This window comes from Mycobacterium sp. NGS16, assembly GCF_059813225.1.
In genome coordinates this window covers 480,441-500,555 of the sequence record NZ_JCALEE010000001.1, presented here as the reverse complement: position 1 = coordinate 500,555, position 20,115 = coordinate 480,441, and the positions used below count along the sequence as shown (strand labels likewise).

Annotated in this window: 26 protein-coding genes; 11 read left to right on the top strand and 15 right to left on the bottom strand. The window is 68.2% G+C overall.

Annotated elements, in window-relative coordinates:
* Positions 1–51: 51 nt before the first annotated feature.
* Complete coding sequence (locus tag AC5Y4Q_RS02485; protein ID WP_499957818.1) at positions 52–756, top strand: cutinase family protein; 705 nt, start codon at positions 52–54, stop codon at positions 754–756.
* A 58-nt stretch (positions 757–814) separates the two neighbouring features.
* The gene (locus AC5Y4Q_RS02480) at positions 815–1,444 is read left to right on the top strand and encodes a cutinase family protein (protein WP_064923449.1); all 630 of its coding nucleotides are present in this window, start codon (positions 815–817) and stop codon (positions 1,442–1,444) included.
* Between the two features lie 27 nt (positions 1,445–1,471).
* Here AC5Y4Q_RS02480 and truA read toward each other — a convergent pair whose 3' ends face one another.
* The 8 genes from truA to infA form a co-directional block, all read right to left on the bottom strand.
* Positions 1,472–2,356 carry a tRNA pseudouridine(38-40) synthase TruA gene (truA, locus tag AC5Y4Q_RS02475; RefSeq protein ID WP_499958292.1) on the bottom strand — a complete coding sequence of 295 codons (885 nt, stop codon included), beginning with the start codon at positions 2,354–2,356 and terminating at the stop codon, positions 1,472–1,474.
* On the bottom strand, positions 2,316–2,873 hold the full coding sequence (gene rplQ, locus AC5Y4Q_RS02470; protein ID WP_064923447.1) for a 50S ribosomal protein L17: 558 nt from the start codon (positions 2,871–2,873) through the stop codon (positions 2,316–2,318). Before rplQ ends, truA begins: the two co-directional genes overlap by 41 nt.
* 59 nt (positions 2,874–2,932) lie before the next feature.
* Positions 2,933–3,976: a DNA-directed RNA polymerase subunit alpha gene (locus tag AC5Y4Q_RS02465; RefSeq protein ID WP_064923445.1), complete on the bottom strand. Its 1,044-nt coding sequence runs from the start codon at positions 3,974–3,976 to the stop codon at positions 2,933–2,935.
* Between the two features lie 69 nt (positions 3,977–4,045).
* Positions 4,046–4,651: a 30S ribosomal protein S4 gene (gene rpsD / locus AC5Y4Q_RS02460; RefSeq protein ID WP_064923443.1), complete on the bottom strand. Its 606-nt coding sequence runs from the start codon at positions 4,649–4,651 to the stop codon at positions 4,046–4,048.
* Between the two features lie 15 nt (positions 4,652–4,666).
* The gene (gene rpsK, locus AC5Y4Q_RS02455; protein WP_064923441.1) at positions 4,667–5,077 is read right to left on the bottom strand and encodes a 30S ribosomal protein S11; all 411 of its coding nucleotides are present in this window, start codon (positions 5,075–5,077) and stop codon (positions 4,667–4,669) included.
* A 5-nt stretch (positions 5,078–5,082) separates the two neighbouring features.
* Positions 5,083–5,457, bottom strand: coding sequence for a 30S ribosomal protein S13 (rpsM, locus tag AC5Y4Q_RS02450; protein ID WP_064923439.1), 375 nt, complete (start codon positions 5,455–5,457; stop codon positions 5,083–5,085).
* 191 nt (positions 5,458–5,648) lie between these two features.
* Positions 5,649–5,762 (bottom strand): 50S ribosomal protein L36, encoded by a 114-nt coding sequence (gene rpmJ, locus AC5Y4Q_RS02445; RefSeq protein ID WP_003879483.1) that lies wholly within the window; start codon positions 5,760–5,762, stop codon positions 5,649–5,651.
* Positions 5,763–5,828: 66 nt separating this feature from the next.
* Entirely contained in the window at positions 5,829–6,050 is a 222-nt protein-coding gene (infA, locus tag AC5Y4Q_RS02440) for a translation initiation factor IF-1 (RefSeq protein WP_003418601.1), read from the bottom strand.
* A 265-nt stretch (positions 6,051–6,315) separates the two neighbouring features.
* Here infA and AC5Y4Q_RS02435 point away from each other — a divergent pair, with 265 nt between their 5' ends.
* From AC5Y4Q_RS02435 to rfbC, 3 genes are all read left to right on the top strand, one after another.
* Entirely contained in the window at positions 6,316–7,161 is an 846-nt protein-coding gene (locus tag AC5Y4Q_RS02435) for an LLM class F420-dependent oxidoreductase (RefSeq protein ID WP_125225725.1), read from the top strand.
* 75 nt (positions 7,162–7,236) lie between these two features.
* Positions 7,237–8,244, top strand: coding sequence for a dTDP-glucose 4,6-dehydratase (rfbB, locus tag AC5Y4Q_RS02430; protein WP_125225724.1), 1,008 nt, complete (start codon positions 7,237–7,239; stop codon positions 8,242–8,244).
* A gap of 1 nt (position 8,245) precedes the next feature.
* Positions 8,246–8,818: a dTDP-4-dehydrorhamnose 3,5-epimerase gene (gene rfbC / locus AC5Y4Q_RS02425; protein ID WP_499957812.1), complete on the top strand. Its 573-nt coding sequence runs from the start codon at positions 8,246–8,248 to the stop codon at positions 8,816–8,818.
* A gap of 31 nt (positions 8,819–8,849) precedes the next feature.
* Here the strand turns inward: rfbC and AC5Y4Q_RS02420 are convergent, their stop codons facing one another.
* Together AC5Y4Q_RS02420 and AC5Y4Q_RS02415 are read right to left on the bottom strand one after the other, a co-directional pair.
* Positions 8,850–9,155, bottom strand: a complete 306-nt coding sequence (locus tag AC5Y4Q_RS02420) for a type II toxin-antitoxin system PemK/MazF family toxin (RefSeq protein ID WP_064923434.1) — start codon at positions 9,153–9,155, stop codon at positions 8,850–8,852.
* Complete coding sequence (locus AC5Y4Q_RS02415; RefSeq protein ID WP_499957809.1) at positions 9,145–9,381, bottom strand: hypothetical protein; 237 nt, start codon at positions 9,379–9,381, stop codon at positions 9,145–9,147. The genes AC5Y4Q_RS02420 and AC5Y4Q_RS02415 overlap by 11 nt, the downstream gene beginning before the upstream one ends.
* 149 nt (positions 9,382–9,530) lie before the next feature.
* Here AC5Y4Q_RS02415 and AC5Y4Q_RS02410 point away from each other — a divergent pair, with 149 nt between their 5' ends.
* Genes AC5Y4Q_RS02410 through mmsB form a run of 3 tightly spaced genes read left to right on the top strand, consistent with a single transcriptional unit; the run spans position 9,531 to position 13,118 of the window.
* Entirely contained in the window at positions 9,531–11,051 is a 1,521-nt protein-coding gene (locus tag AC5Y4Q_RS02410) for a CoA-acylating methylmalonate-semialdehyde dehydrogenase (protein ID WP_499957807.1), read from the top strand.
* A 23-nt stretch (positions 11,052–11,074) separates the two neighbouring features.
* Positions 11,075–12,226, top strand: a complete 1,152-nt coding sequence (locus AC5Y4Q_RS02405) for an acyl-CoA dehydrogenase family protein (protein WP_125225735.1) — start codon at positions 11,075–11,077, stop codon at positions 12,224–12,226.
* A gap of 19 nt (positions 12,227–12,245) precedes the next feature.
* Complete coding sequence (mmsB, locus tag AC5Y4Q_RS02400) at positions 12,246–13,118, top strand: 3-hydroxyisobutyrate dehydrogenase (RefSeq protein ID WP_499957804.1); 873 nt, start codon at positions 12,246–12,248, stop codon at positions 13,116–13,118.
* Here the strand turns inward: mmsB and AC5Y4Q_RS02395 are convergent.
* Positions 13,099–13,638, bottom strand: coding sequence for an HAD family hydrolase (locus AC5Y4Q_RS02395; RefSeq protein ID WP_064923431.1), 540 nt, complete (start codon positions 13,636–13,638; stop codon positions 13,099–13,101). The two genes, mmsB and AC5Y4Q_RS02395, sit on opposite strands and share 20 nt — an antisense overlap.
* A gap of 139 nt (positions 13,639–13,777) precedes the next feature.
* Here AC5Y4Q_RS02395 and AC5Y4Q_RS02390 point away from each other — a divergent pair, with 139 nt between their 5' ends.
* Positions 13,778–14,428, top strand: a complete 651-nt coding sequence (locus AC5Y4Q_RS02390; RefSeq protein ID WP_019736547.1) for a response regulator — start codon at positions 13,778–13,780, stop codon at positions 14,426–14,428.
* On the top strand, positions 14,425–15,681 hold the full coding sequence (locus tag AC5Y4Q_RS02385) for a GAF domain-containing sensor histidine kinase (RefSeq protein ID WP_082952726.1): 1,257 nt from the start codon (positions 14,425–14,427) through the stop codon (positions 15,679–15,681). Before AC5Y4Q_RS02390 ends, AC5Y4Q_RS02385 begins: the two co-directional genes overlap by 4 nt.
* On the opposite strand, the gene AC5Y4Q_RS02380 is transcribed toward AC5Y4Q_RS02385, so the two are convergent.
* From AC5Y4Q_RS02380 to secY, 4 genes are read right to left on the bottom strand one after another with little or no spacing between them, the layout of a single operon-like run.
* Entirely contained in the window at positions 15,678–16,184 is a 507-nt protein-coding gene (locus tag AC5Y4Q_RS02380; protein ID WP_499957801.1) for a MarR family transcriptional regulator, read from the bottom strand. The genes AC5Y4Q_RS02385 and AC5Y4Q_RS02380 overlap by 4 nt on opposite strands.
* Positions 16,185–16,187: 3 nt before the next feature.
* Positions 16,188–16,976 carry a type I methionyl aminopeptidase gene (map, locus tag AC5Y4Q_RS02375; protein ID WP_064923425.1) on the bottom strand — a complete coding sequence of 263 codons (789 nt, stop codon included), beginning with the start codon at positions 16,974–16,976 and terminating at the stop codon, positions 16,188–16,190.
* Positions 16,977–17,528, bottom strand: a complete 552-nt coding sequence (locus AC5Y4Q_RS02370; RefSeq protein ID WP_064923423.1) for an adenylate kinase — start codon at positions 17,526–17,528, stop codon at positions 16,977–16,979.
* Positions 17,525–18,856, bottom strand: coding sequence for a preprotein translocase subunit SecY (gene secY / locus AC5Y4Q_RS02365; RefSeq protein ID WP_064923421.1), 1,332 nt, complete (start codon positions 18,854–18,856; stop codon positions 17,525–17,527). The genes AC5Y4Q_RS02370 and secY overlap by 4 nt, the downstream gene beginning before the upstream one ends.
* A 308-nt stretch (positions 18,857–19,164) precedes the next feature.
* Here secY and AC5Y4Q_RS02360 point away from each other — a divergent pair, with 308 nt between their 5' ends.
* Positions 19,165–20,109 carry a class I SAM-dependent methyltransferase gene (locus AC5Y4Q_RS02360; RefSeq protein ID WP_125225719.1) on the top strand — a complete coding sequence of 315 codons (945 nt, stop codon included), beginning with the start codon at positions 19,165–19,167 and terminating at the stop codon, positions 20,107–20,109.
* Positions 20,110–20,115: the final 6 nt, after the last annotated feature.

The following is a 20,115-nucleotide window of genomic DNA, read 5'->3' as shown; positions in this document are numbered from 1 at the left end:
GCCATCCACAGGCCTGTCCGCGCCGGAAACCGGCTTCGGTACCATTCCGCTATGCGTTTTGTTCAGTTGAGCAGCATTTTTTGTGCGACGTTGATGGCGGGCGCACTGCTAACCGTCCCGGTCGTGGCTCCCGCGGTCATCCCGTCGGCCGGCGCCTACGACTGTCCCGACGTGGAGGTCATCTTCGCCCGCGGCACCAGCGAGCCGCCCGGTGTCGGCCGGGTGGGCCGGGCGATGATCGACTCGCTGCGCCAGCAAACCTCCAAGCGGGTCGACGAATACGGGGTGAACTACCCCGCCGGCCGGCTGCAGCTCGGTGGCGGCGATGGCGCCAATGACGTGATCCGGCGCGTCAAGGACGCCGCCAACGTCTGCCCCGACACCCAGTTGGTCTTGGGTGGCTACTCCCAGGGCGCCTCGGTGATCGACATCGTCACCGGCACCCAGGTCGGCGGCATCACCTGGGGCAACCAGCTGCCGGCCGAATACGCCGATCAGGTGGTGGCGGTCGCGACCTTCGGCAACCCGGCCGATCGCGCCGGCGGTCCGATCAGCGTGCAGAGCGCCCTGTTCGGCTCCAAAGCCATCGACTTGTGCAACCCGGGTGACCCGATCTGCCATGAGGGCCCGGGCAACGAATGGACCGACCACACCGACGGGTACATCCCGGCGCTGACGAGCCAGGCGGCCAACTTCATCGCCGGCCGGCTCCGCGCCGCCGGCCCCGCGCCCGACACCCAACCCCTGGCGCGCTGACCTGCAACGACCAGGTTAGTTAGCACATCAATTTTTTGTTTCGTTAATATCCTTCGCTGTGAAGGCATACCGCATCCTGGCGGCCTGCGCCGCCGCTGCAGCGCTGCTGGTCAGCCCCGTCCCGTCCCCGACGGCTTCCGCCGAGGGGTGCCCGGACGCCGAGGTGGTGTTCGCGCGGGGCACCAACGAGCCGCCGGGGCTGGGCCGCGTCGGTGACGCCTTCGTCAGCGCACTGCGGGGTCAGACCTCCCGCTCCATCGGTACCTATGCGGTGAACTACCCGGCCAGCTACGACTTCGGACGGGCGGCCGACGGCGCCAACGACGCCAGCGGCCACATCATGTGGATGGTGGAGAACTGCCCGGGCACCCGCCTGGTTCTCGGCGGGTACTCGCAGGGTGCGGCGATCGTCGACGTGGTGGCCGCCGCGCCGGTGCCCGGCTTCGGGTTCACCGCGCCGCTGCCGCCCGAGGCAGCCGACCACATCGCGGCGATCGCGGTGTTCGGCAACCCCTCGAACAAGATCGGCCAGCCCCTGACGAACAGCCCCGCCTATGGGTTCAAGACGATCGACCTGTGCACCGACGGCGACCCGGTCTGCTCCCCCGGGCGCAACTTCGCCGCCCACTCCGGCTACACCCCCGGCATGACCAACCAGGCCGCCTCGTTCGTCGCGGGCCTGCTCTAGCTGTCGTTGCCTTTTAGCGCGCGCCGCTCAGCGCGTCCGCAGGTCCCGGGTGATCACACTGCGCGCCCCCAGCTGATCGTCCGGCGGGTAGTCGACCCCGACCAGGGTCAGGCCGCGCGCCGGGGCGGCGGTGAAATCACTGGACCGGCGAGTGGCATGCAGCAGGTCGGCGCACCAGGTGGCACTGCGGCGGTGTTCGCCGACCGCCAGCACCGCCCCGACCAGGGAGCGCACCATCGACCAGCAGAACGCGTCGGCGCTGACATGCGCGGTAACCAGATCGCCCTCACGCTCCCAGTCCAGCCGCTGCAGATCCCGGATGGTGGTAGCGCCCTCGCGGTGACGGCAGAACGCCGCGAAGTCGTTCAGGCCCAACAGGTTTCGTGATGCCTCGGTCATCGCGTCGACATCCAGCGGGCGCGGCCAGGCGGTGACGTAGCGGGCCAGCTGCGGCGTCACCCCATACGGCGCGGTCGAGAGCTGGTAGGCGTAATGGCGCCGCAGCGCCGAGAATCGGGCATCGAAGTCCGGCGCCGCCCGTTGCACTCGCAGCACCCGGACGTCCACCGGCAGGAAACGCGCCAACCGGCGTGTGAGCGCGAGGAATTCCGGCTCGCCGTCCCGCCGGGTCCGCGAGTAGGCGTGCCGCAGTGCCCCGGTCGGAACGTCGATGTGTGCCACCTGCCCGGTGGCGTGCACGCCGGTATCGGTACGCCCCGCCGCGAAGAGGCGCACCGGAGTGCGAAACACCGTCGCCAGCGTCTCTTCGAGAACGCCGGCGACGGTGCGCTGCCCGTTCTGTACCGCCCAGCCGGCGAAATCCGTGCCGTCGTAGGCGATGTCGAGCCGAAGCCGAACTTCGGCCCCGGACTCAGGACTCGTCGGTGGCCTCGGCCGTCTCGGTGGCCTCAGAAGCTTCGGAAGCCGCAGCCTCAGCGGCCGGCTCCTCAACCTTCTCGGTCTCGGCGGATTCCTCAGCCGGCTTCTCGGCCTTCTCGGCCTTGGCCGGCTTCTCGGCCTTGGCCGCCTTGGCACCCGCCTTGCGCGCCTTCTCGGCCTCGGAGGTCACCGTCTTCTCCCGGACCAGCTCGATCACGGCCATCGGGGCGTTGTCGCCCTGACGCGCCTCGACCTTGATGATGCGGGTGTAGCCGCCGTTGCGGTCCGCGAAGTGCGGGGCGATCTCGGCGAACAGCGAGTGCACCACGTCCTTGTCGCGGATCTTCTTGAGCACCTCACGCCGGTTGTGCAGCGTGCCCTTCTTGGCGTGGGTGATCAGCTTCTCGGCGTACGGCCGCAATGCCCGCGCCTTCGGCTCGGTCGTCTTGATCCGGCCGTGCGTGAACAGCGAGGTGGCCAGGTTGGCCAGCAGCGCCTTCTGGTGCGAGGACGACCCGCCGAGACGGGGACCCTTGGTGGGCTTGGGCATTGCGACTTCTCCTAAATGGGGCCGGCCCCCGTATCAGGTAGGGCCGGGACGGAATTCTGCTAGAGCTGCTCGGTCTCGGCGTAGTCCTGCTCGTCATAGCCGGTGTCGGCCGACCAGGTGCCGGTGGCGACGTCGTAGCCGGCCACCTGCGACGGGTCGAAGCTGGCCGGGCTGTCCTTGAGCGACAGACCGAGCTGGTGCAGCTTCACCTTGACCTCGTCGATGGACTTCTGCCCGAAGTTACGGATGTCGAGCAGGTCGGACTCGGTGCGCGCCACCAGCTCCCCGACCGTGTGCACACCCTCGCGCTTGAGGCAGTTGTAGGACCGCACGGTCAGGTCCAGGTCGTCGATCGGCAGCGCGAACGACGCGATGTGGTCCGCCTCGGCGGGCGACGGCCCGATCTCGATACCCTCGGCCTCGACGTTGAGTTCCCGTGCCAGACCGAACAATTCGACCAGCGTCTTGCCGGCCGAGGCCAGCGCGTCACGCGGGCTGATGGAGTTCTTGGTCTCCACGTCCAGCACCAGTTTGTCGAAGTCGGTGCGCTGCTCGACACGGGTGGCCTCGACCTTGTAGGTCACCTTGAGCACCGGCGAGTAGATCGAGTCGACCGGGATCCGGCCGATCTCGGCACCGGAGACCTTGTTCTGCACGGCCGGGACGTAACCGCGACCGCGCTCGACGATCAGCTCGACTTCGAGCTTGCCCTTGTCGTTGAGGGTGGCGATGTGCATGTCGGGGTTGTGCACCGTCACGCCCGCCGGCGGCACGATGTCACCGGCGGTGACGACGCCCGGGCCCTGCTTGCGCAGGTACATGGTGACCGGCTCGTCCTCCTCCGAGGACACCACCAGGCCCTTGAGGTTCAAGATGATGTCGGTGACATCCTCTTTGACGCCGGGGACAGTGGTGAACTCGTGCAGCACACCGTCGATGCGGATGCTGGTGACGGCCGCGCCGGGGATCGACGACAGCAGGGTGCGCCGAAGCGAGTTCCCCAGGGTGTAACCGAAACCCGGCTCCAGCGGTTCGATGACGAACTGAGACCGGTTGTCGGCCACAACCTCTTCGGACAGGGTCGGTCGCTGCGAGATCAGCATTGTTTTCTATCTCCTTCTCGGCACCCGCTATTTGATGCCGGTCGGTCCTGCACAGCTCAGTGCAGGGTGTTACTTCGAGTAGAACTCGACGATCAGCTGCTCGGTGAGCGGAACGTCGATCTGCGCGCGCTCCGGCAGCTGGTGGACCAGGATGCGCTGCCGCTCCCCGACCACCTGCAGCCAACCCGGAATCGGGCGGTCGCCCGCGGTCTCCCGGGCGATCTGGAACGGCACCGTGTTAAGTGACTTGTCCTTGACGTCGATGATGTCGTACTGCGACACCTGGTAGCTGGGCACGTCGACCTTCACACCGTTGACGGTGAAGTGGCCGTGGCTGACCAGCTGGCGGGCCATCCGACGGGTGCGGGCCAGGCCGGCCCGGTAGACGACGTTGTCCAGCCGACTCTCCAGGATGCGCAGCAGTTCCTCGCCGGTCTTGCCGCCGCGGCGCACCGCTTCCTCGTAGTAGCGGCGGAACTGCTTCTCCATCACGCCGTAGGTGAAGCGCGCCTTCTGCTTCTCCTGCAGCTGCAGCCGGTATTCGCTTTCCTTGATCCGCGCGCGGCCGTGCTGGCCGGGCGGGTAGGGCCGCTTCTCGAATGCCTGGTCGCCGCCGACCAGGTCGACGCCCAGCCGGCGGGACTTGCGGGTGGCGGGTCCGGTGTAACGAGCCATCTCTTTCTAAACCTCCTAGACCCGGCGCCGCTTGGGCGGACGGCAACCGTTGTGCGGCTGCGGCGTGACGTCGGAAATTGCGCCGACCTCCAGACCGGCGGCCTGCAGCGAGCGGATCGCGGTTTCGCGGCCCGAACCCGGGCCCTTCACGAACACGTCGACCTTCTTCACGCCGTGTTCCTGCGCCTTGCGGGCGGCGTTCTCGGCGGCCAGCTGCGCGGCGAACGGAGTCGACTTGCGCGAGCCCTTGAACCCGACGTGACCCGACGACGCCCAGGCGATGACGTTGCCCTGCGGGTCGGTGATCGTCACGATCGTGTTGTTGAAGGTGCTCTTGATGTGCGCGGCACCGTGCGGGATGTTCTTCTTTTCCCGCCGCCGGGTCTTCTGACCCTTCTTGGGCCCGGTGGTTTTCTTCGGTGGCATGACGATTACCTGGCCTTCTTCTTACCGGCGATGGTGCGCTTGGGGCCCTTGCGGGTGCGCGCGTTGGTCTTGGTCCGCTGGCCGCGCACCGGCAGGCCGCGACGGTGCCGCAGGCCCTGGTAGCAGCCGATCTCGATCTTGCGACGGATGTCGGCCTGCACCTCGCGGCGCAGATCACCCTCGACCTTCAGGTTGCCTTCGATGTAGTCGCGCAGCGCGGTGAGCTGCTCGTCGGTGAGGTCCTTGCTGCGCTGGTCCTTGTCGATACCGGTGGCAGCCAGGATTTCGTTGGAGCGGGTACGGCCGATGCCGTAGATGTAGGTCAGCGCGATCTCCATGCGCTTATCGCGCGGCAGGTCGACGCCCACAAGTCGAGCCATGGGTGGCATTCCTCTTTCGTAGCGGAGGTTGTGATCCCAGCCCGTTCCCGGCTGACAGCTCCGGGGCCCGGCCTCCGATCCGGGCGTATGTGAACTGGCCCATCTCTAAAGATGCCAGCCATTCACTGGTACTGGGAGGTCTGCATTCAGTTGTGGCTGGTGCCCGGCTACGCCGGGCCGGCGACTGCTAGCTAGCCCTGACGCTGCTTGTGGCGCGGGTCCGAGCAGATCACCATGACCCGGCCGTGCCGACGGATCACCCTGCACTTGTCGCAGATCGGCTTGACGCTGGGGTTCACCTTCACGGCTGCTGGGGTCCTGTTCTAATCGCTGGTTGGCTTACGTCTTCTGGGCGGCTGGACGATCCGGAGCTACTTGTACCGGTAGACGATGCGTCCGCGGGACAGGTCGTAGGGAGACAACTCCACGACCACCCGGTCTTCCGGCAGGATACGGATGTAGTGCTGCCGCATCTTGCCGCTGATGTGGGCGAGCACCTTGTGACCGTTCTCCAGCTCAATGCGAAACATCGCATTGGGCAGGGGCTCGACCACCCGGCCCTCGACCTCGATGGCACCGTCTTTCTTGGCCATTACTCTCCGGCGATCCTCCGTGTCTGGCTTACTTGTGTATGTGCTTGCGCCCGCCGCGGCGCAGCATCGACTACGACTACAAAACGTGGGCCGGTGGCAGGAAATTCCAGGTAGATCCTGAGAATCTCAGACTGGGCACGCAAGAGTCGACGCGGAAGCCGCACCGTCGTCCCACGATACCCGTTGAAGAGCCCGGGCCAAAATCGTCGGCAGTGACAAACTGGTACGAACGCCCGACCGTTGTCACGCACCCGATGGGACGCCTATGACCGAAGCACTGTCACTCAAACCCGACCTGGGCCGCTACGGCGTCTGGACCTTCGGCGCCCCCACCCCCGAGCAGGCGACCGAGATCGAACGGCTGGGCTACGGCGCGATCTGGGTAGGCGGCTCACCGGCCGCCGAGCTCTCCTTCGTCGAACCGCTGCTGGCGGCGACCTCGACGCTGCAGGTGGCGACCGGGATCGTCAACGTGTGGTCGGCGCCCGCACCGGCGGTCGCAGAGTCGTTTCACCGGATCGAGGCCGCCTATCCGGGCCGGTTCCTGCTCGGTATCGGCGTCGGGCACGCCGAAGCCACCGCCGAGTACCGCAGCCCGTACCGCGCCTTGGTGGACTATCTCGACGCCCTCGACGCGGACGGGGTGCCGACCAGCCGGCGGGTGCTGGCCGCGCTGGGCCCCAAGGTGCTGAAGTTGGCGGCCGAGCGCAGCGCCGGGGCGCACCCCTACCTGACCACCCCCGAGCACACCGCGACCGCCCGGGAGCTGATCGGGCCGTCGGTGTTCTTGGCGCCCGAGCACAAGGTGGTGCTCTCCGGTGATGGTGCCGCGGCCCGCGCCGCGGGACGGGAGGCGGTCGGCTTCTACCTGCGCCTGTCGAACTACGTCAACAACTGGCGACGGCTGGGCTTCAGTGAGCGCGACGTGCGCGCGCCCGGCAGCGACCGGTTGATCGACGCGGTGGTGGCGCACGGCAGTGCCGACGAGGTCGCCGCCCGGCTCGGTGAGCACCTGGCGGCCGGCGCCGATCAGGTGACGATCCAGGTGCTGGGCGGCTCGGATCACCTGCTGCCGACGTTGACGGAGCTGGCCGGGCCGCTGGGTTTGTGATTTCGGCGCGATTGTTCCCGCTGAGCGAGGGAAACCGCGCCGAAATCGCCCGGGGACCCCGGCTAAGGTTGCCCCATGCGCCTGCTGGTCACCGGGGGCGCCGGGTTCATCGGCGCCAACTTCGTGCACCGCACACTGGCCCAGCAGCCCGACGTCGCGATCACCGTGCTCGACGCCCTGACCTACGCCGGCAGCCGAGAATCGCTGGCGCCGGTGGCCGACCGGATCCGCCTGGTGCAAGGCGACATCACCGACGCCGCGCTGGTCACCGAGCTGGTCAGTGAGCTGGATTCGGCCACCGACGCGGTGGTGCACTTCGCCGCCGAAACCCACGTCGACAACGCGCTGGCCGACCCCGAGCCATTTTTGCGGTCCAACGTGGTCGGCACCTTCACTGTGCTGGAGGCGGTACGCCGGCATCGGGTGCGGCTGCACCACGTCTCCACCGACGAGGTCTACGGCGAGCTGGCCCTCGATGACCCGCGCCGGTTCACCGAGACGACCCCGTATCACCCGTCGAGCCCGTACTCGTCGACCAAGGCCGCCGCCGACCTGCTGGTGCGGTCCTGGGTGCGCTCCTACGGGATCCACGCGACGATCTCGAACTGCTCCAACAACTACGGGCCGTATCAGCACGTGGAGAAGTTCATCCCGCGCCAGATCACCAACCTGCTGACCGGGCGCCGAGCCAAGCTGTACGGCAGCGGCGCCAACGTGCGCGACTGGATCCACGTCGACGACCACAACAGTGCCGTCTGGCAGATCATGACCCGTGGGCATCCCGGGCGCACGTACCTGATCGGCGCCGACGGCGAACGTGACAACCGCTCTGTGCTGCAGACCATCCTGCGGCTGATGGGCCACGACGCCGAGGACTTCGATCACGTGCCCGACCGGCCCGGCCACGACCTGCGCTACGCGATCGACCCCTCGGCGCTGCGTGACGAACTGGACTGGAAACCCGAACACACCGACTTCGAGGCCGGACTGCGGGCGACGATCGAGTGGTATCGCGCCAACCAATCCTGGTGGGCGCCACTGAAAGAGGCCGCCGAGGCCCGCTACGCCGAGCTGGGGCGCTGACGTGACATTCCGCGAACTGGCCATCCCGGGGGCCTTCGAGCTCACCCCGACCCAGCACGCCGATGACCGCGGGCTGTTCTTCGAATGGTTCACCGACGACGAGTTCACCGCGTTCGCCGGGCACCGCTTCGACCTGCGCCAGGCCAACTGCTCGGTGTCGCGCGCCGGGGTGCTGCGCGGTCTGCATTTCGCCCAGGTGCCGCCCGGGCAGGCCAAATATGTGACCTGCGTGTCGGGGGCGGTCTTCGATGTCGTCGTCGACATCCGGGTCGGCTCACCGACGTACGGGCGCTGGGATGCGGTGCTGCTGGACACCCGCGAGCGCCGGTCGGTGTACCTCGCGGCCGGTCTCGCCCATGGATTCGTTGCGCTGCAGGACGATTCGACGGTGATGTATCTGTGCTCGGCCGGCTACGACCCGCAACGCGAGCACACCATCTGCGCCACCGACCCGGAGATCGGCATCGACTGGCCGGATGACCACCCCGTGGTGCTCTCCGAGCGCGACCGCATCGCGCCGTCGCTGGCCGAGGTGCGCGCGGCCGGGCTGCTGCCGAGCTGGGATCACGGCTGAATCCGCATACGCCCGAGCGCCTTATTCGCGGCTACAGATCGAGGACCAACGCGAGTGCCTCGTCGACCCGCCCGATCTCCTCGATGGTCAAAAAGCCGACCGGCTCGGTAAGTCGGCGGAGATCGACAGTGTCGAGCTGGTCGCACATGACCAGAGTCTTTTGATCGGCAATGGTGACGACCGGCCGGAAGCTGGTTTCTCGAGCGCTAGTGCTGGTGAAGGCCACAATCCAGGTGCTCAGAGCAAGCCAGTCCGGTTGCAGCACCACGGCGAACCGGCGGCCCTTCTGCTCGTGGCCCGTGCCTCGCGCCGGCAGCCGGTAAACCTCACCCTTCATGCAGCGTCGCCCGATCCTGCTGGATCGCCCGGATTTCAGCAAGATCGACTGGATCGTCCTTGATGGCACGCGCTTCTGCCGCGGCCACTTGGCGGCGTTCGTCGCGGCGCATAGCTGCCAGTGCGGCCAGGATGACCTGGTCGGCGCTCTGCCGCCGGGAAGCCCCGATCTGAAGGAGCAGATCACGGGTGCTGGTTTGGACCTTGACGGTAGTGGTGTCGGCCATGACGCGCAGTCTACCCCCGGTAGACCGCGTGTTGCGAGGATCACATGCGGTCGAGTTTCCGCCCACGGCACCCGCCCTCGCATTTACTAGGATATCCTAGTATTCTCGTTGGTGGCTCGAGCTCACGACACACATTCCCGGGATGGCACATGACCACTCAAATTCCACACTTCATCGATGGCCGCCGCACCGCCGGCCAGTCACAGCGCAGCACCGACGTTTTCGACCCCAACACCGGCGCCGTGCAGGCGACCCTGCCGCTGGCCAACACCGCCGACGTCGACGCCGCCGTCGCCTCGGCCGCCCAAGCACAGAAGGGCTGGGCCGCCCAGAACCCGCAGCGCCGGGCGCGGGTGATGATGCGCTTCATCGACCTGGTCAACACCCATGTCGACGAGCTGGCCGAGCTGCTCTCCCGCGAACACGGCAAGACCCTCGAGGACGCCCGCGGCGACATCCAGCGCGGCATTGAGGTGATCGAGTTCTGCGTCGGCATCCCGCACCTGCTCAAGGGCGAACACACCGAGGGCGCCGGGCCGGGCATCGACGTCTTCTCGCTGCGCCAGCCGCTCGGTGTGGTCGCCGGCATCACCCCGTTCAACTTCCCGGCGATGATCCCGCTGTGGCAGGCCGGCCCCGCGCTGGCCTGCGGTAACGCCTTCATCCTCAAGCCGTCCGAGCGCGACCCCTCGGTCCCGGTACGGCTGGCCGAGTTGTTCATCGAAGCCGGGCTGCCGCCGGGCGTGCTGCAGGTGGTGCACGGCGACAAGGAGGCCGTCGACGCGCTGCTGCACCACCGCGACGTCGCCGCGATCGGTTTCGTCGGCAGCTCCGACATCGCGCAGTACATCTATTCGACGGCGACCGCCCATGGCAAACGCGCCCAGTGCTTCGGCGGGGCCAAGAACCACATGATCGTGATGCCCGACGCCGACCTGGACCAGGCCGTCGACGCGTTGATCGGCGCCGGCTACGGCAGTGCCGGCGAGCGGTGCATGGCGATCAGCGTGGCGGTGCCGGTCGGCGACCAGACCGCCGAGCGGTTGCGCGCCCGGCTGACCGAGCGGATCAACAACCTGCGGGTCGGTCACAGCCTCGACCCCAAGGCCGACTACGGGCCGCTGGTCACCCGCGCGGCCCTGGAACGGGTCAACGACTACATCGGCCAGGGCGTGGCCGCCGGCGCCGAACTGGTGATCGACGGCCGCGAACGCGCCAGCGACGACACCCAATTCGGTGATGCCGATCTGACCGGCGGCTTCTTCGCCGGTCCCACGCTCTTCGACCACGTCACCACCGAGATGTCGATCTACACCGACGAGATCTTCGGCCCGGTGCTGTGCATCGTGCGAGCGCAGGACTACGAAGAGGCCTTGCGGCTGCCCAGCGAGCACGAGTACGGCAACGGGGTGGCGATCTTCACCCGCGACGGCGACACCGCCCGCGACTTCACCTCCCGGGTGCAGGTCGGCATGGTCGGGGTCAACGTGCCGATCCCGGTGCCGGTGGCCTACCACACCTTCGGCGGCTGGAAGCGCTCCGGCTTCGGTGACCTCAACCAGCACGGCACCGCGTCGATCACCTTCTACACCAAGGTCAAGACCGTCACCCAGCGGTGGCCGTCGGGTATCAAGGACGGCGCCGAATTCCATATCCCCACAATGCAATAGGCGCTGAGCAAGTGAACACAGCAATGGATGACGAAGAACGGGTGATCGTCGAGACCGCGGCGGCGTTCGCCGAGAAGCGCCTCGCGCCGCACGCCCTGGACTGGGATGCCACCCACCACTTCCCGGTCGACGTGATGCGCGAAGCCGCCGAGCTGGGCATGGCGGCGATCTACTGCCGTGATGACGTCGGCGGGTCCGGGCTGCGCCGCCTGGACGGGGTGCGCATCTTCGAACAGTTGGCCATCGCCGACCCGGTGATCGCCGCCTACCTGTCGATCCACAACATGTGCGCCTGGATGATCGATTTCTACGGCACCGAGGAACAGCGCAAGACCTGGGTGCCGCAGCTGGCACCGATGACCGCGGTCGCCAGCTACTGCCTCACCGAACCGGGCGCGGGATCGGATGCCAGCGCGCTGAGCACCCGGGCGGTCCGGCACGGCAGCGATTATGTGCTCGACGGCGTCAAGCAGTTCATCTCCGGCGCCGGCGTCTCGGACGTGTATGTGGTGATGGCCCGAACCGGCGACGACAGCCCCCGTGGCATCTCCACGTTCATCGTCGAAAAGGACACGCCCGGACTGAGTTTCGGCGCCGCCGAGCAGAAGATGGGCTGGAACTCCCAGCCGACCGCGCAGGTGATCCTCGAGGGCGTGCGGGTGCCCGCCGAGGCGATGCTCGGTGGCCCCGACGGTGAAGGCACCGGTTTCTCGATCGCGATGAACGGCCTCAACGGCGGCCGGATCAACATCGCGGCCTGCTCACTGGGCGGCGGCCAGGCCGCGTTCGACAAGACCGGCAGTTACCTGGCCGACCGGTCGGCGTTCGGCAAGCCGCTGCTCGACGAGCCGACGATCCGGTTCACCCTCGCCGACATGGCCACTGCGCTGGAGACCTCCCGGCTGCTGCTGTGGCGGGCGGCGACCGCCCTCGACGACAATGCGCCCGACAAAGTCCAGCTGTGCGCGATGGCCAAGCGCTACGTCACCGACGCCTGCTTCGGCGTCGCCGACTCCGCGCTGCAGCTGCACGGCGGCTACGGGTATCTACGCGAATACGGTCTGGAGAAAATCGTCCGGGATCTGCGGGTGCACCGCATCCTGGAGGGCACCAACGAGATCATGCGGATGGTGATCGGACGGGCCGAAGCCGCCCGCGTCCGGTCCGGGCAGTAGCCGGCGCAAAGGAGACACCTTGGCAATCGTGGCGTTCCTCGGGCTGGGCCACATGGGTGGGCCGATGTCGGCGAACCTGGTGGCCGCCGAGCACACCGTGCGTGGCTTCGACCCGGTGGCGGTAGCCGCCGCGGCCGCCGAGCAGCACGGGGTGAGCATCCAGCCGTCGGCTGCCGAAGCGGTGGCCGGCGCCGATGCGGTGGTCACCATGCTGCCGCACGGGGACGCGGTCAAAAGCTGCTACGCCGACATCCTGCCGGCCGCCCGGCCGGACACCCTGTTCATCGACAGCTCCACGATCTCGGTCGCTGACGCCCGCGAGGTGCACGCGCTGGCCGGCTCGCACGGGTTCGCCCAACTCGACGCACCGGTGTCCGGCGGCGTCGCCGGTGCGGTCGCCGGGCGGCTGGCGTTCATGGTCGGCGGCAGCGAAGACGCAGTGCGGCGGGCGACCCCGGTGCTGGAGCCGATGGCCGCCAAGATCATCCACTGCGGTGCGGCGGGCGCCGGCCAGGCCGCCAAGATCTGCAACAACATGGTGCTGGCCGTGCAGCAGGTCGCGGTCGCCGAGGCGTTTGTGCTGGCCGAAAAGCTCGGGCTGGCCGACCAGGCCCTGTTCGACGTGATGACCGGGGCCACCGGAAACTGCTGGGCGCTGCACACCAACTGCCCGGTTCCCGGTCCGGTGCCCACCTCCCCGGCGAACCGGAACTTCGAGCCGGGGTTCGCCACCGCGCTGATGAACAAGGATCTGCACCTGGCGATGGACGCGGTGTCATCGACCGGCGCGCGCGCCCCGCTGGGCAGCCACGCCGCGGCGATCTACGCGGACTTCGCCGTCGAGCACGCCGCCGAGGACTTCAGCGCCGTCATCAACCTGCTGCGCGACTGAGCCGGGCGGCCATCAGCTGCGCCTGCAGCTGGCGGCAGCCCTCGACCAGGAGTCCGTCATAGCCGCCCGCGGAGCCGGTGGTGACCGCCGGCAGGCCCATCGCGGCAGCCGTCCGGCCGTTGTCGTCGCACCCGGCGATCACCAGTGCCTCGCCGGCGACGATGCCCAGCTCCCACAACGCCAGCCGGTACAGCTCGGCGGCACCGGCGGGACCGGTGAGGTCGTCGGCCGTGACGACGGTCTCGGCCATCCCGTCGCCGATCAGTTCCCGCACCCGCGGCTGCACCCGGTCGCGCGGGCCGGCGCCGACCACCGCAACCCAGATGCCGGCGGCAAACAGGCTCAGCACCAGGTCGATCAGCCCGGACCGCGGCTCACCCTCGGCGTCGGCGAGGGCTTCCACGTCGAAGATCACCGCTTGTAAGGGATAGACCTGGGCATCGTCGGCCGGCGGCACCCGGTCCCACCAGAACGGGCGGCCGGGGCGGATCCATGTCGCGAGTTCGGTTGTGATCTGCATAACAGCAGGATGCCGGAACGACAGTCGTCCGTCCTCCCCCATTCGGGGGAACCGTCCGGGGAAACCCGCCGGGCCCGATTCGGCGGTCCCGGCTTCGGCTCACCGCTGCCGTCCCTGGCGGGGGCCTTATTGTCTTGCTATGCCCGTGCGACTGGTCCTCGTCGACGATCACGAGATGGTGATCGAAGGCCTGCGGGCCATGCTCACCGCGTTCGCCGACCGCATCGAGGTGGTCGGGCAGGCGATCAACGCCGAACAGGCGCTGGCCGTGGTCGCCGACACCGACCCCGACATCGTGCTGTGTGACGTGCGAATGCGCGGTGAAAGCGGGCTGGACCTGTGCCTGGCGCTGCGGGAACGCGACCCGGACCGCCGGGTGGTGATGCTCTCGGTCTACGACGACGAGCAGTACCTGTTCGAGGCGCTGCGGGTCGGCGCGAGTGGCTACCTGCTCAAAAGCATCAGCAGTGACGACCTGGTGCACCAGATCGAGTTGGCCCACCGCGGCGAGACGGTGATCGACCCGGGCCTGGCCGCCCGGGCGGCCGGCACCGCCGCCCGGCTGCAGCGCGACGAGTTCTGGCCGGGGGCGCGCCAAGGCCTCACCCAGCGCGAGAGCGAGATCCTGGGCTACATGGTCAGCGGGCTGTCCAACCGCGGGATCGCCACCAAGCTGGTAATCGGCGACGAGACCGTCAAATCGCACCTGCGCTCGATCTACCGCAAGCTCGGGGTCTCCGATCGCACCGGCGCGGTGGCCACCGCGCTGCGGGAAGGCATCTACCGGTGAGCTCCTCGGGCCAGAACCGGTCCCGCGCCCGCAAAGCCACCACGGTGCGGGATTTCGTCGACGCCAACCACGAGCTGGCGCTGCTGCGCGAACTCATCCAGGCCGCCTCGAGCGGGCCCGGCGTGGAACCGCTGGCCGCCGCGGCCGCCCGGATGATCACCGCGGCCACCGGCACCGACGTCTGCTTCGTGCACGTCCTCGACGACACCGACCGTTCCCTGACCCTGACCGGCGCGACCCCGCCGTTCGACACCGAGGTGGGCAAGATCCGGCTGCCGCTGGGCTCGGGGGTGTCGGGCTGGGTGGCCAGCCATCGCGAGCCCGTGGTGATCAGCGACAACAAGGAGGCCGACCCGCGCTACCTGCCGATCGAGTCGCTGCGCGGCCGTGACTTCACCTCGATGGTGTCGGTACCGATGGAGACCGATCCGGGCGGGCTGGTCGGTGTGCTCAACGTGCACACCGTGGCCCGCCGCGAGTTCACCCACGGCGATATCGAGCTGCTGCGGGTGATCGGGCAGCTCATCGCCGGCGCGATGCACCAGGCCCGGCTGCACCGCCAGCTGGTGGCTCGCGAACGCGCCCACGAGCTGTTCGTCGAGCAGGTGATCGAAGCCCAGGAGATCGAGCGCCGCCGGCTGGCCGGCGACATCCACGACGGCATCTCCCAGCGGCTGGTGACGCTGTCCTACCGGCTGGATGCGGCCGCCCGGGCGGTCGGTCACGATCCCGACGAAGCGTCGGCGCAGCTCGATGCCGCTCGTGAGCTGGCCGGTCTGACCCTGCAGGAGACCCGGATCGCGATCAGCGGGCTGCGGCCGCCGGTGCTCGACGACCTGGGCCTGGCCGGCGGGCTGGCCAGCTTGGCCCGGTCCATCCCGCAGCTCAAGATCGAGCTGGATCTGGCTGAGACCCGGCTGCCCGAGCACATCGAGCTGGCGCTGTACCGGATCGCGCAGGAGGGCCTGCAGAACGTCGTCAAGCACGCCGCTGCGACGACGGTGCGACTGGGGTTCGCGGTCACCACCGATCCGGGCATGGCCCGGTTGGAGATCATCGACGACGGGGTGGGTTTCGACACCTTCGAGCACCCGGTGGGCGGCGACGAGATGGGCGGCTACGGGGTGTTGTCGATGGCCGAGCGTGCCGAGTTGGTCGGCGGGCGGCTCAACATCCGCTCGCGCCCGGGCGCGGGCACCGCCGTCACCGCCACCATCCCGGTACCGTCGCCCGCAGCGCGAGACACCGGCTAGAAATCCCCGGCGTTACGGCGCAAGGTCTCGATCGCCGAGGACAGGCTGCGGGATTCCTGCCGGGACATCCCGATGTCGGCGAACACCTCTCGGTTGAGGCTGGCCGTCGCGGCCGCCACCGTCGAGCGGCCCCGCTCGGTGATCGACACCAGGGTGGTGCGGCCGTCGGTGGGGTGCGGCAACCGCTCGACGAGGCCGGCGGCCTCCAACCGTCGGATCGCGTGCGTGACGCTGGTGACGTGGACCTGCAGCCGGTCGGAGGCCTTGGTGATCGGCAGGGCACCGGAGCGGCTGAACGCCAGCAGCCGCAGCAGCTCGAACCGGGAGAAGCTCAGGTCGTAGGGCCGCAGCGTGGCTTCCACCCGGGCCAGCAGGATCTGGTGGGCGCGCATCACCGACGTCACCGCGACCATCCCGTCGGCGACCTCCCCCCAGCCGGCCCGTTCCCAATTCGCGCGAGCCAGCGCGATCGGATCGGCCTCGTCGGGCGGGTGCGGGTCCACGCGTCAGCCGCTCGTGAGGATCCGGGGTCCGTCGTCGGTCACCGCGACGGTGTGTTCCCAATGCGCAGCACGGGACCCGTCGGCGGTGACCACCGTCCACTCGTCGGAGAGGATGACGGTCTGATCGGTTCCCAGGGTCAGCATCGGCTCGATCGCCAGCACCGATCCGGCCACCAGCAGCGGCCCGCGGCCCGGCGCCCCCTCGTTGGGCAGGAACGGGTCCATGTGCATCTGGCGGCCGATGCCGTGGCCGCCGTAGCCGGCGACGATGCCGAATGAGCGGCGGAACTCCTGCGATGCGGCGCGGGCCCCCGTTTCGATGGCGTGTGAGACGTCGCTGAGCCGGTTGCCCGGGACCATCGCCGCGATCCCGGCATGCATCGCCTTACGGGTTGCGTCCGACAGGTTCTCGTCGGCGGCCGCCAGCTTGCCGACCCCGAACGTGATCGCCGCGTCGCCGTGCCAGCCGTCCAGGATCGCACCGCAGTCGATCGACACCAGATCACCTGCCACCAGCACCTCGGTCGACGACGGGATGCCGTGCACCACACGGTCATTGACCGAACTGCAGATCGAGGCGGGGAAACCGTGATAACCCAAGAACGACGGCGTCGCACCCGCCTCCCGGATCACCGATTCGGCGACCTCGTCCAACTCCGACGTCGAGACGCCAACGGCGGCGGCCTCGCGCACCGCGGCCAGCGCCGCGGCAACGACGGCGCCTGCCGCGGCCATCGCGTCGAGCTCCCCCGGGCTGCGATGCGGCACCCGCCGCTTCGGCAGTCCGATCATTTACTGCCCCAGGGCGTTCAAAGCGCGCGCGAACACCTCATCGAGCGTGCCGAGTGCATCCACCACGTGCAGCTCGTGCTCGTCTTGGTAGTAGTCCAGCAGCGGCGTGGTCTCTTCGCGGTAGACGATCATGCGGTTGTGGATCACCTCGGCGGTGTCGTCGGCGCGACCACGTGCCTTGAGCCGCTTGAGCAGTTCGCTCTCGGTGACCCGGAACTCCAGCACCGCATCCAGCTTGGTGTGACGGCGTTCCAGCATGTCATGCAGTGCCTCGGCCTGCTCCACCGAGCGGGGGTAGCCGTCCAGGATGAATCCGTTTGCGGCGTCGGGCTGGTCGAGCCGGTCCTCGACCAGGGCGTTGGTCAGCTCGGGCGGCACCAGGTCGCCGGCGTCGAGGTATTGCTTGGCCTGCCGGCCCAACTCGGTGCCCTCGGCGATGTTGTGCCGGAACAGATCACCGGTGGAGATCTGCGGAACACCCAGCTTCTCCGCCAGCTTCACCGCCTGGGTGCCCTTGCCTGCCCCCGGCGGTCCCAGCAGTACGACTCTCACTTGAGGAACCCTTCGTAGTTACGCTGCATGAGCTGGCTCTCGATCTGCTTGACCGTGTCAAGGCCGACGCCGATCATGATCAGCACCGCGGTGCCGCCGAACGGCAGGTTCTGGACCGTGCCCGAGCTGCCCATGTGCAGGAACAGGTTGGGCAGGACCGAGATGACGCCCAGGTAGATCGAGCCGGGCAGGGTGATCCGGTTGAGCACGAAGCGCAGGTAGTCCGCGGTCGGGCGTCCCGGCCGAATGCCCGGAATGAAGCCGCCGAACTTCTTCATCTCGTCGGCGCGCTCGTCCGGGTTGAACGTGATCGACACGTAGAAGTAGGTGAAGAAGATGATCAGGCCGAAGTACACGGCGATGTAGACGAAGTTCGACGGGTCGGACAGGTACGTGCTGACCAGCTTGTCCCACCAGCTGTTGCCGAGGCCGCCGCTGCCGCTGCGGACCAGCTGGGTGACCAGCTGCGGAATGTAGATCAGCGACGAGGCGAAGATAACCGGGATGACGCCGGCCTGGTTGACCTTGAGCGGCAGGTAGGTCGAGGTGCCGCCGTACATGCGCCGGCCGACCATCCGCTTGGCGTACTGCACCGGGATACGGCGCTGACCCTGCTCGACGAAGACCACACCGACGACGATGGCCAGCGCGGCCAGGCAGACCATGGTGAACACCAGGCCGCCGCGGGAGTCCAGGATGGTCTTGCCCTCGATCGGGATGCGGGCGGCGATACCGACGAAGATCAGCAGCGACATGCCGTTGCCGATGCCGCGTTCGGTGATCAGCTCACCGAGCCACATCACCAACACCGCCCCGGCGGTCATCACCAGCACGATGACGATCAGCGTGAAGATGCTGTGGTCGGCGATGATGTCGTGACGCAGGCTGCAGGTCTGCAGCAGCCCGCCGTTGGCGGCCAGCGCCACGATGGACGTCGCCTGCAGCACGGCCAGCGCCACCGTCAGGTAGCGGGTGTACTGCGTCATCTTGTTCTGGCCGGACTGGCCTTCTTTGCGCAGCTCCTCGAAGCGCGGGATGACCACGGTCAACAGCTGCACGATGATGCTCGCGGTGATGTAGGGCATCACCCCGATGGCGAACACCGTCAACTGCAGCAGCGCACCGCCGGAGAACAGGTTGATCAGCGAGTAGACCTGCGCGGCGTCGCCGCCACTGACCTCTTTGATGCACTGCTGGACGTTCTGGTAGTCGACACCGGGCGACGGGATGGCCGCGCCGAGCCGGTACAGCACGATAATGCCCAGGGCGAACAGGATCTTGCGCCTCAGGTCGACTGTCCGCAGTGATGAGATGAAAGCCGAGAACACTCTTCTCCTCCTGCGCAGCCGAGGTTCGGTCGCGGCGTGCCGATGGACTGGTTCGTTCCAGCCCGGTTAGTCCTGGGGTAATCCTGCGCTTTCGCGTCGACGCGCCGACCGGTCACAAAGCGGCCACGCGTGTCTTCAGGCGCGTCAGCAGTCTACGAGACTAACAGCTGCGCACGGCGGGCCGGGCAGCCGCAGGGACGCGCTGTCAGCCAACCGTCAGCCGGTGGGAGTACAGTCGACGACAGCTCGTTAAATCAGCTAATTAATTTCCGGCGCTGCATCACCGGTAATGAAGGAGAGGTCAAAAGATGGCACGCACCGATAACGACACCTGGGACCTGGCCTCCAGCGTGGGGGCTACCGCGACCATGGTGGCGGTGGGCCGCGCGGTCGCAAGCCGCGGGAACGGCACCGACCGGCCACTGATCAACGACCCCTATGCCGAGCCGCTGGTGCGTGCGGTGGGCGTGGAGCTGTTCAGCAAGCTGGCCAGCGGCGAGCTCAGCCCGGCCGACTTCGACTTCGGCGACGACCAGGCCCAGGACGGGGCGATGACGCTCTCCCGGATGTCCGACAACATGGCGGTGCGCACCCGGTTCTTCGACGAGTTCTTCCTCGACGCGGCCGCGGCGGGCATCCGGCAGGCCGTCATCCTGGCGTCGGGCCTCGATGCCCGCGCCTACCGGCTCGACTGGCCGGCCGGCACCCGAGTCTTCGAGATCGACCAACCCGACGTGATCGAGTTCAAGACCCGGGTGCTCACCGCCCAGGGCGCCCAACCCGCCGCCGATCGCCGGCCGGTCGCCGTCGACCTGCGCGACGATTGGCCGGCGGCGCTGCAGGCCGCGGGTTTCGACGCCTCGGTGCCGACCGCCTGGAGTGCGGAGGGCTTGCTGGCCTACCTGCCGGCCGACGCACAAGACCGGCTGCTGGACACCGTCACCGCGCTGTCGGCACCGGGCAGCAGGTTCGCCATCGAAAGCACACCGCCGCTCGACCCGGCCGACGAAAACAGCGCCCGCCAGCGGATGCGGGAGGCCGCTGAGCGGATGCGCAGCCACGGCCTCGATCTCGACCTCGCCGAGCTGGTCTACTTCGGCGATCGCAACGACGCCCCGTCCTACCTCGCCGAGCGGGGATGGCGCATCGAGGGCCGCAGCATCAACGAGCTATTCGCCGAACACGGGCTGCCGCAACTCGACGACGCTCACGGTTACAGCGGGCTGACCTATGTCAGCGCGACCCTGGGATAGGAGGTA

Excerpts from the sequence above, each read along its gene's own strand:
- AC5Y4Q_RS02485 (WP_499957818.1), top strand. The coding sequence starts at position 52 with ATGCGTTTTGTTCAGTTGAGCAGCATTTTTTGTGCGACGTTGATGGCG.
- rpsD (WP_064923443.1), bottom strand. The coding sequence starts at position 4,651 with ATGGCTCGTTACACCGGACCCGCCACCCGCAAGTCCCGCCGGCTGGGC.
- AC5Y4Q_RS02405 (WP_125225735.1), top strand. The coding sequence starts at position 11,075 with ATGGATGACGAAGAACGGGTGATCGTCGAGACCGCGGCGGCGTTCGCC.
- AC5Y4Q_RS02410 (WP_499957807.1), top strand. The coding sequence starts at position 9,531 with ATGACCACTCAAATTCCACACTTCATCGATGGCCGCCGCACCGCCGGC.
- AC5Y4Q_RS02390 (WP_019736547.1), top strand. The coding sequence starts at position 13,778 with ATGCCCGTGCGACTGGTCCTCGTCGACGATCACGAGATGGTGATCGAA.
- rpsM (WP_064923439.1), bottom strand. The coding sequence starts at position 5,457 with ATGGCTCGACTTGTGGGCGTCGACCTGCCGCGCGATAAGCGCATGGAG.
- rplQ (WP_064923447.1), bottom strand. The coding sequence starts at position 2,873 with ATGCCCAAGCCCACCAAGGGTCCCCGTCTCGGCGGGTCGTCCTCGCAC.
- AC5Y4Q_RS02395 (WP_064923431.1), bottom strand. The coding sequence starts at position 13,638 with ATGCAGATCACAACCGAACTCGCGACATGGATCCGCCCCGGCCGCCCG.
- AC5Y4Q_RS02415 (WP_499957809.1), bottom strand. The coding sequence starts at position 9,381 with ATGGCCGACACCACTACCGTCAAGGTCCAAACCAGCACCCGTGATCTG.
- AC5Y4Q_RS02420 (WP_064923434.1), bottom strand. The coding sequence starts at position 9,155 with ATGAAGGGTGAGGTTTACCGGCTGCCGGCGCGAGGCACGGGCCACGAG.
- AC5Y4Q_RS02435 (WP_125225725.1), top strand. The coding sequence starts at position 6,316 with ATGACCGAAGCACTGTCACTCAAACCCGACCTGGGCCGCTACGGCGTC.
- infA (WP_003418601.1), bottom strand. The coding sequence starts at position 6,050 with ATGGCCAAGAAAGACGGTGCCATCGAGGTCGAGGGCCGGGTGGTCGAG.
- map (WP_064923425.1), bottom strand. The coding sequence starts at position 16,976 with ATGATCGGACTGCCGAAGCGGCGGGTGCCGCATCGCAGCCCGGGGGAG.
- rfbB (WP_125225724.1), top strand. The coding sequence starts at position 7,237 with ATGCGCCTGCTGGTCACCGGGGGCGCCGGGTTCATCGGCGCCAACTTC.
- rpsK (WP_064923441.1), bottom strand. The coding sequence starts at position 5,077 with ATGCCACCGAAGAAAACCACCGGGCCCAAGAAGGGTCAGAAGACCCGG.
- AC5Y4Q_RS02360 (WP_125225719.1), top strand. The coding sequence starts at position 19,165 with ATGGCACGCACCGATAACGACACCTGGGACCTGGCCTCCAGCGTGGGG.
- AC5Y4Q_RS02465 (WP_064923445.1), bottom strand. The coding sequence starts at position 3,976 with ATGCTGATCTCGCAGCGACCGACCCTGTCCGAAGAGGTTGTGGCCGAC.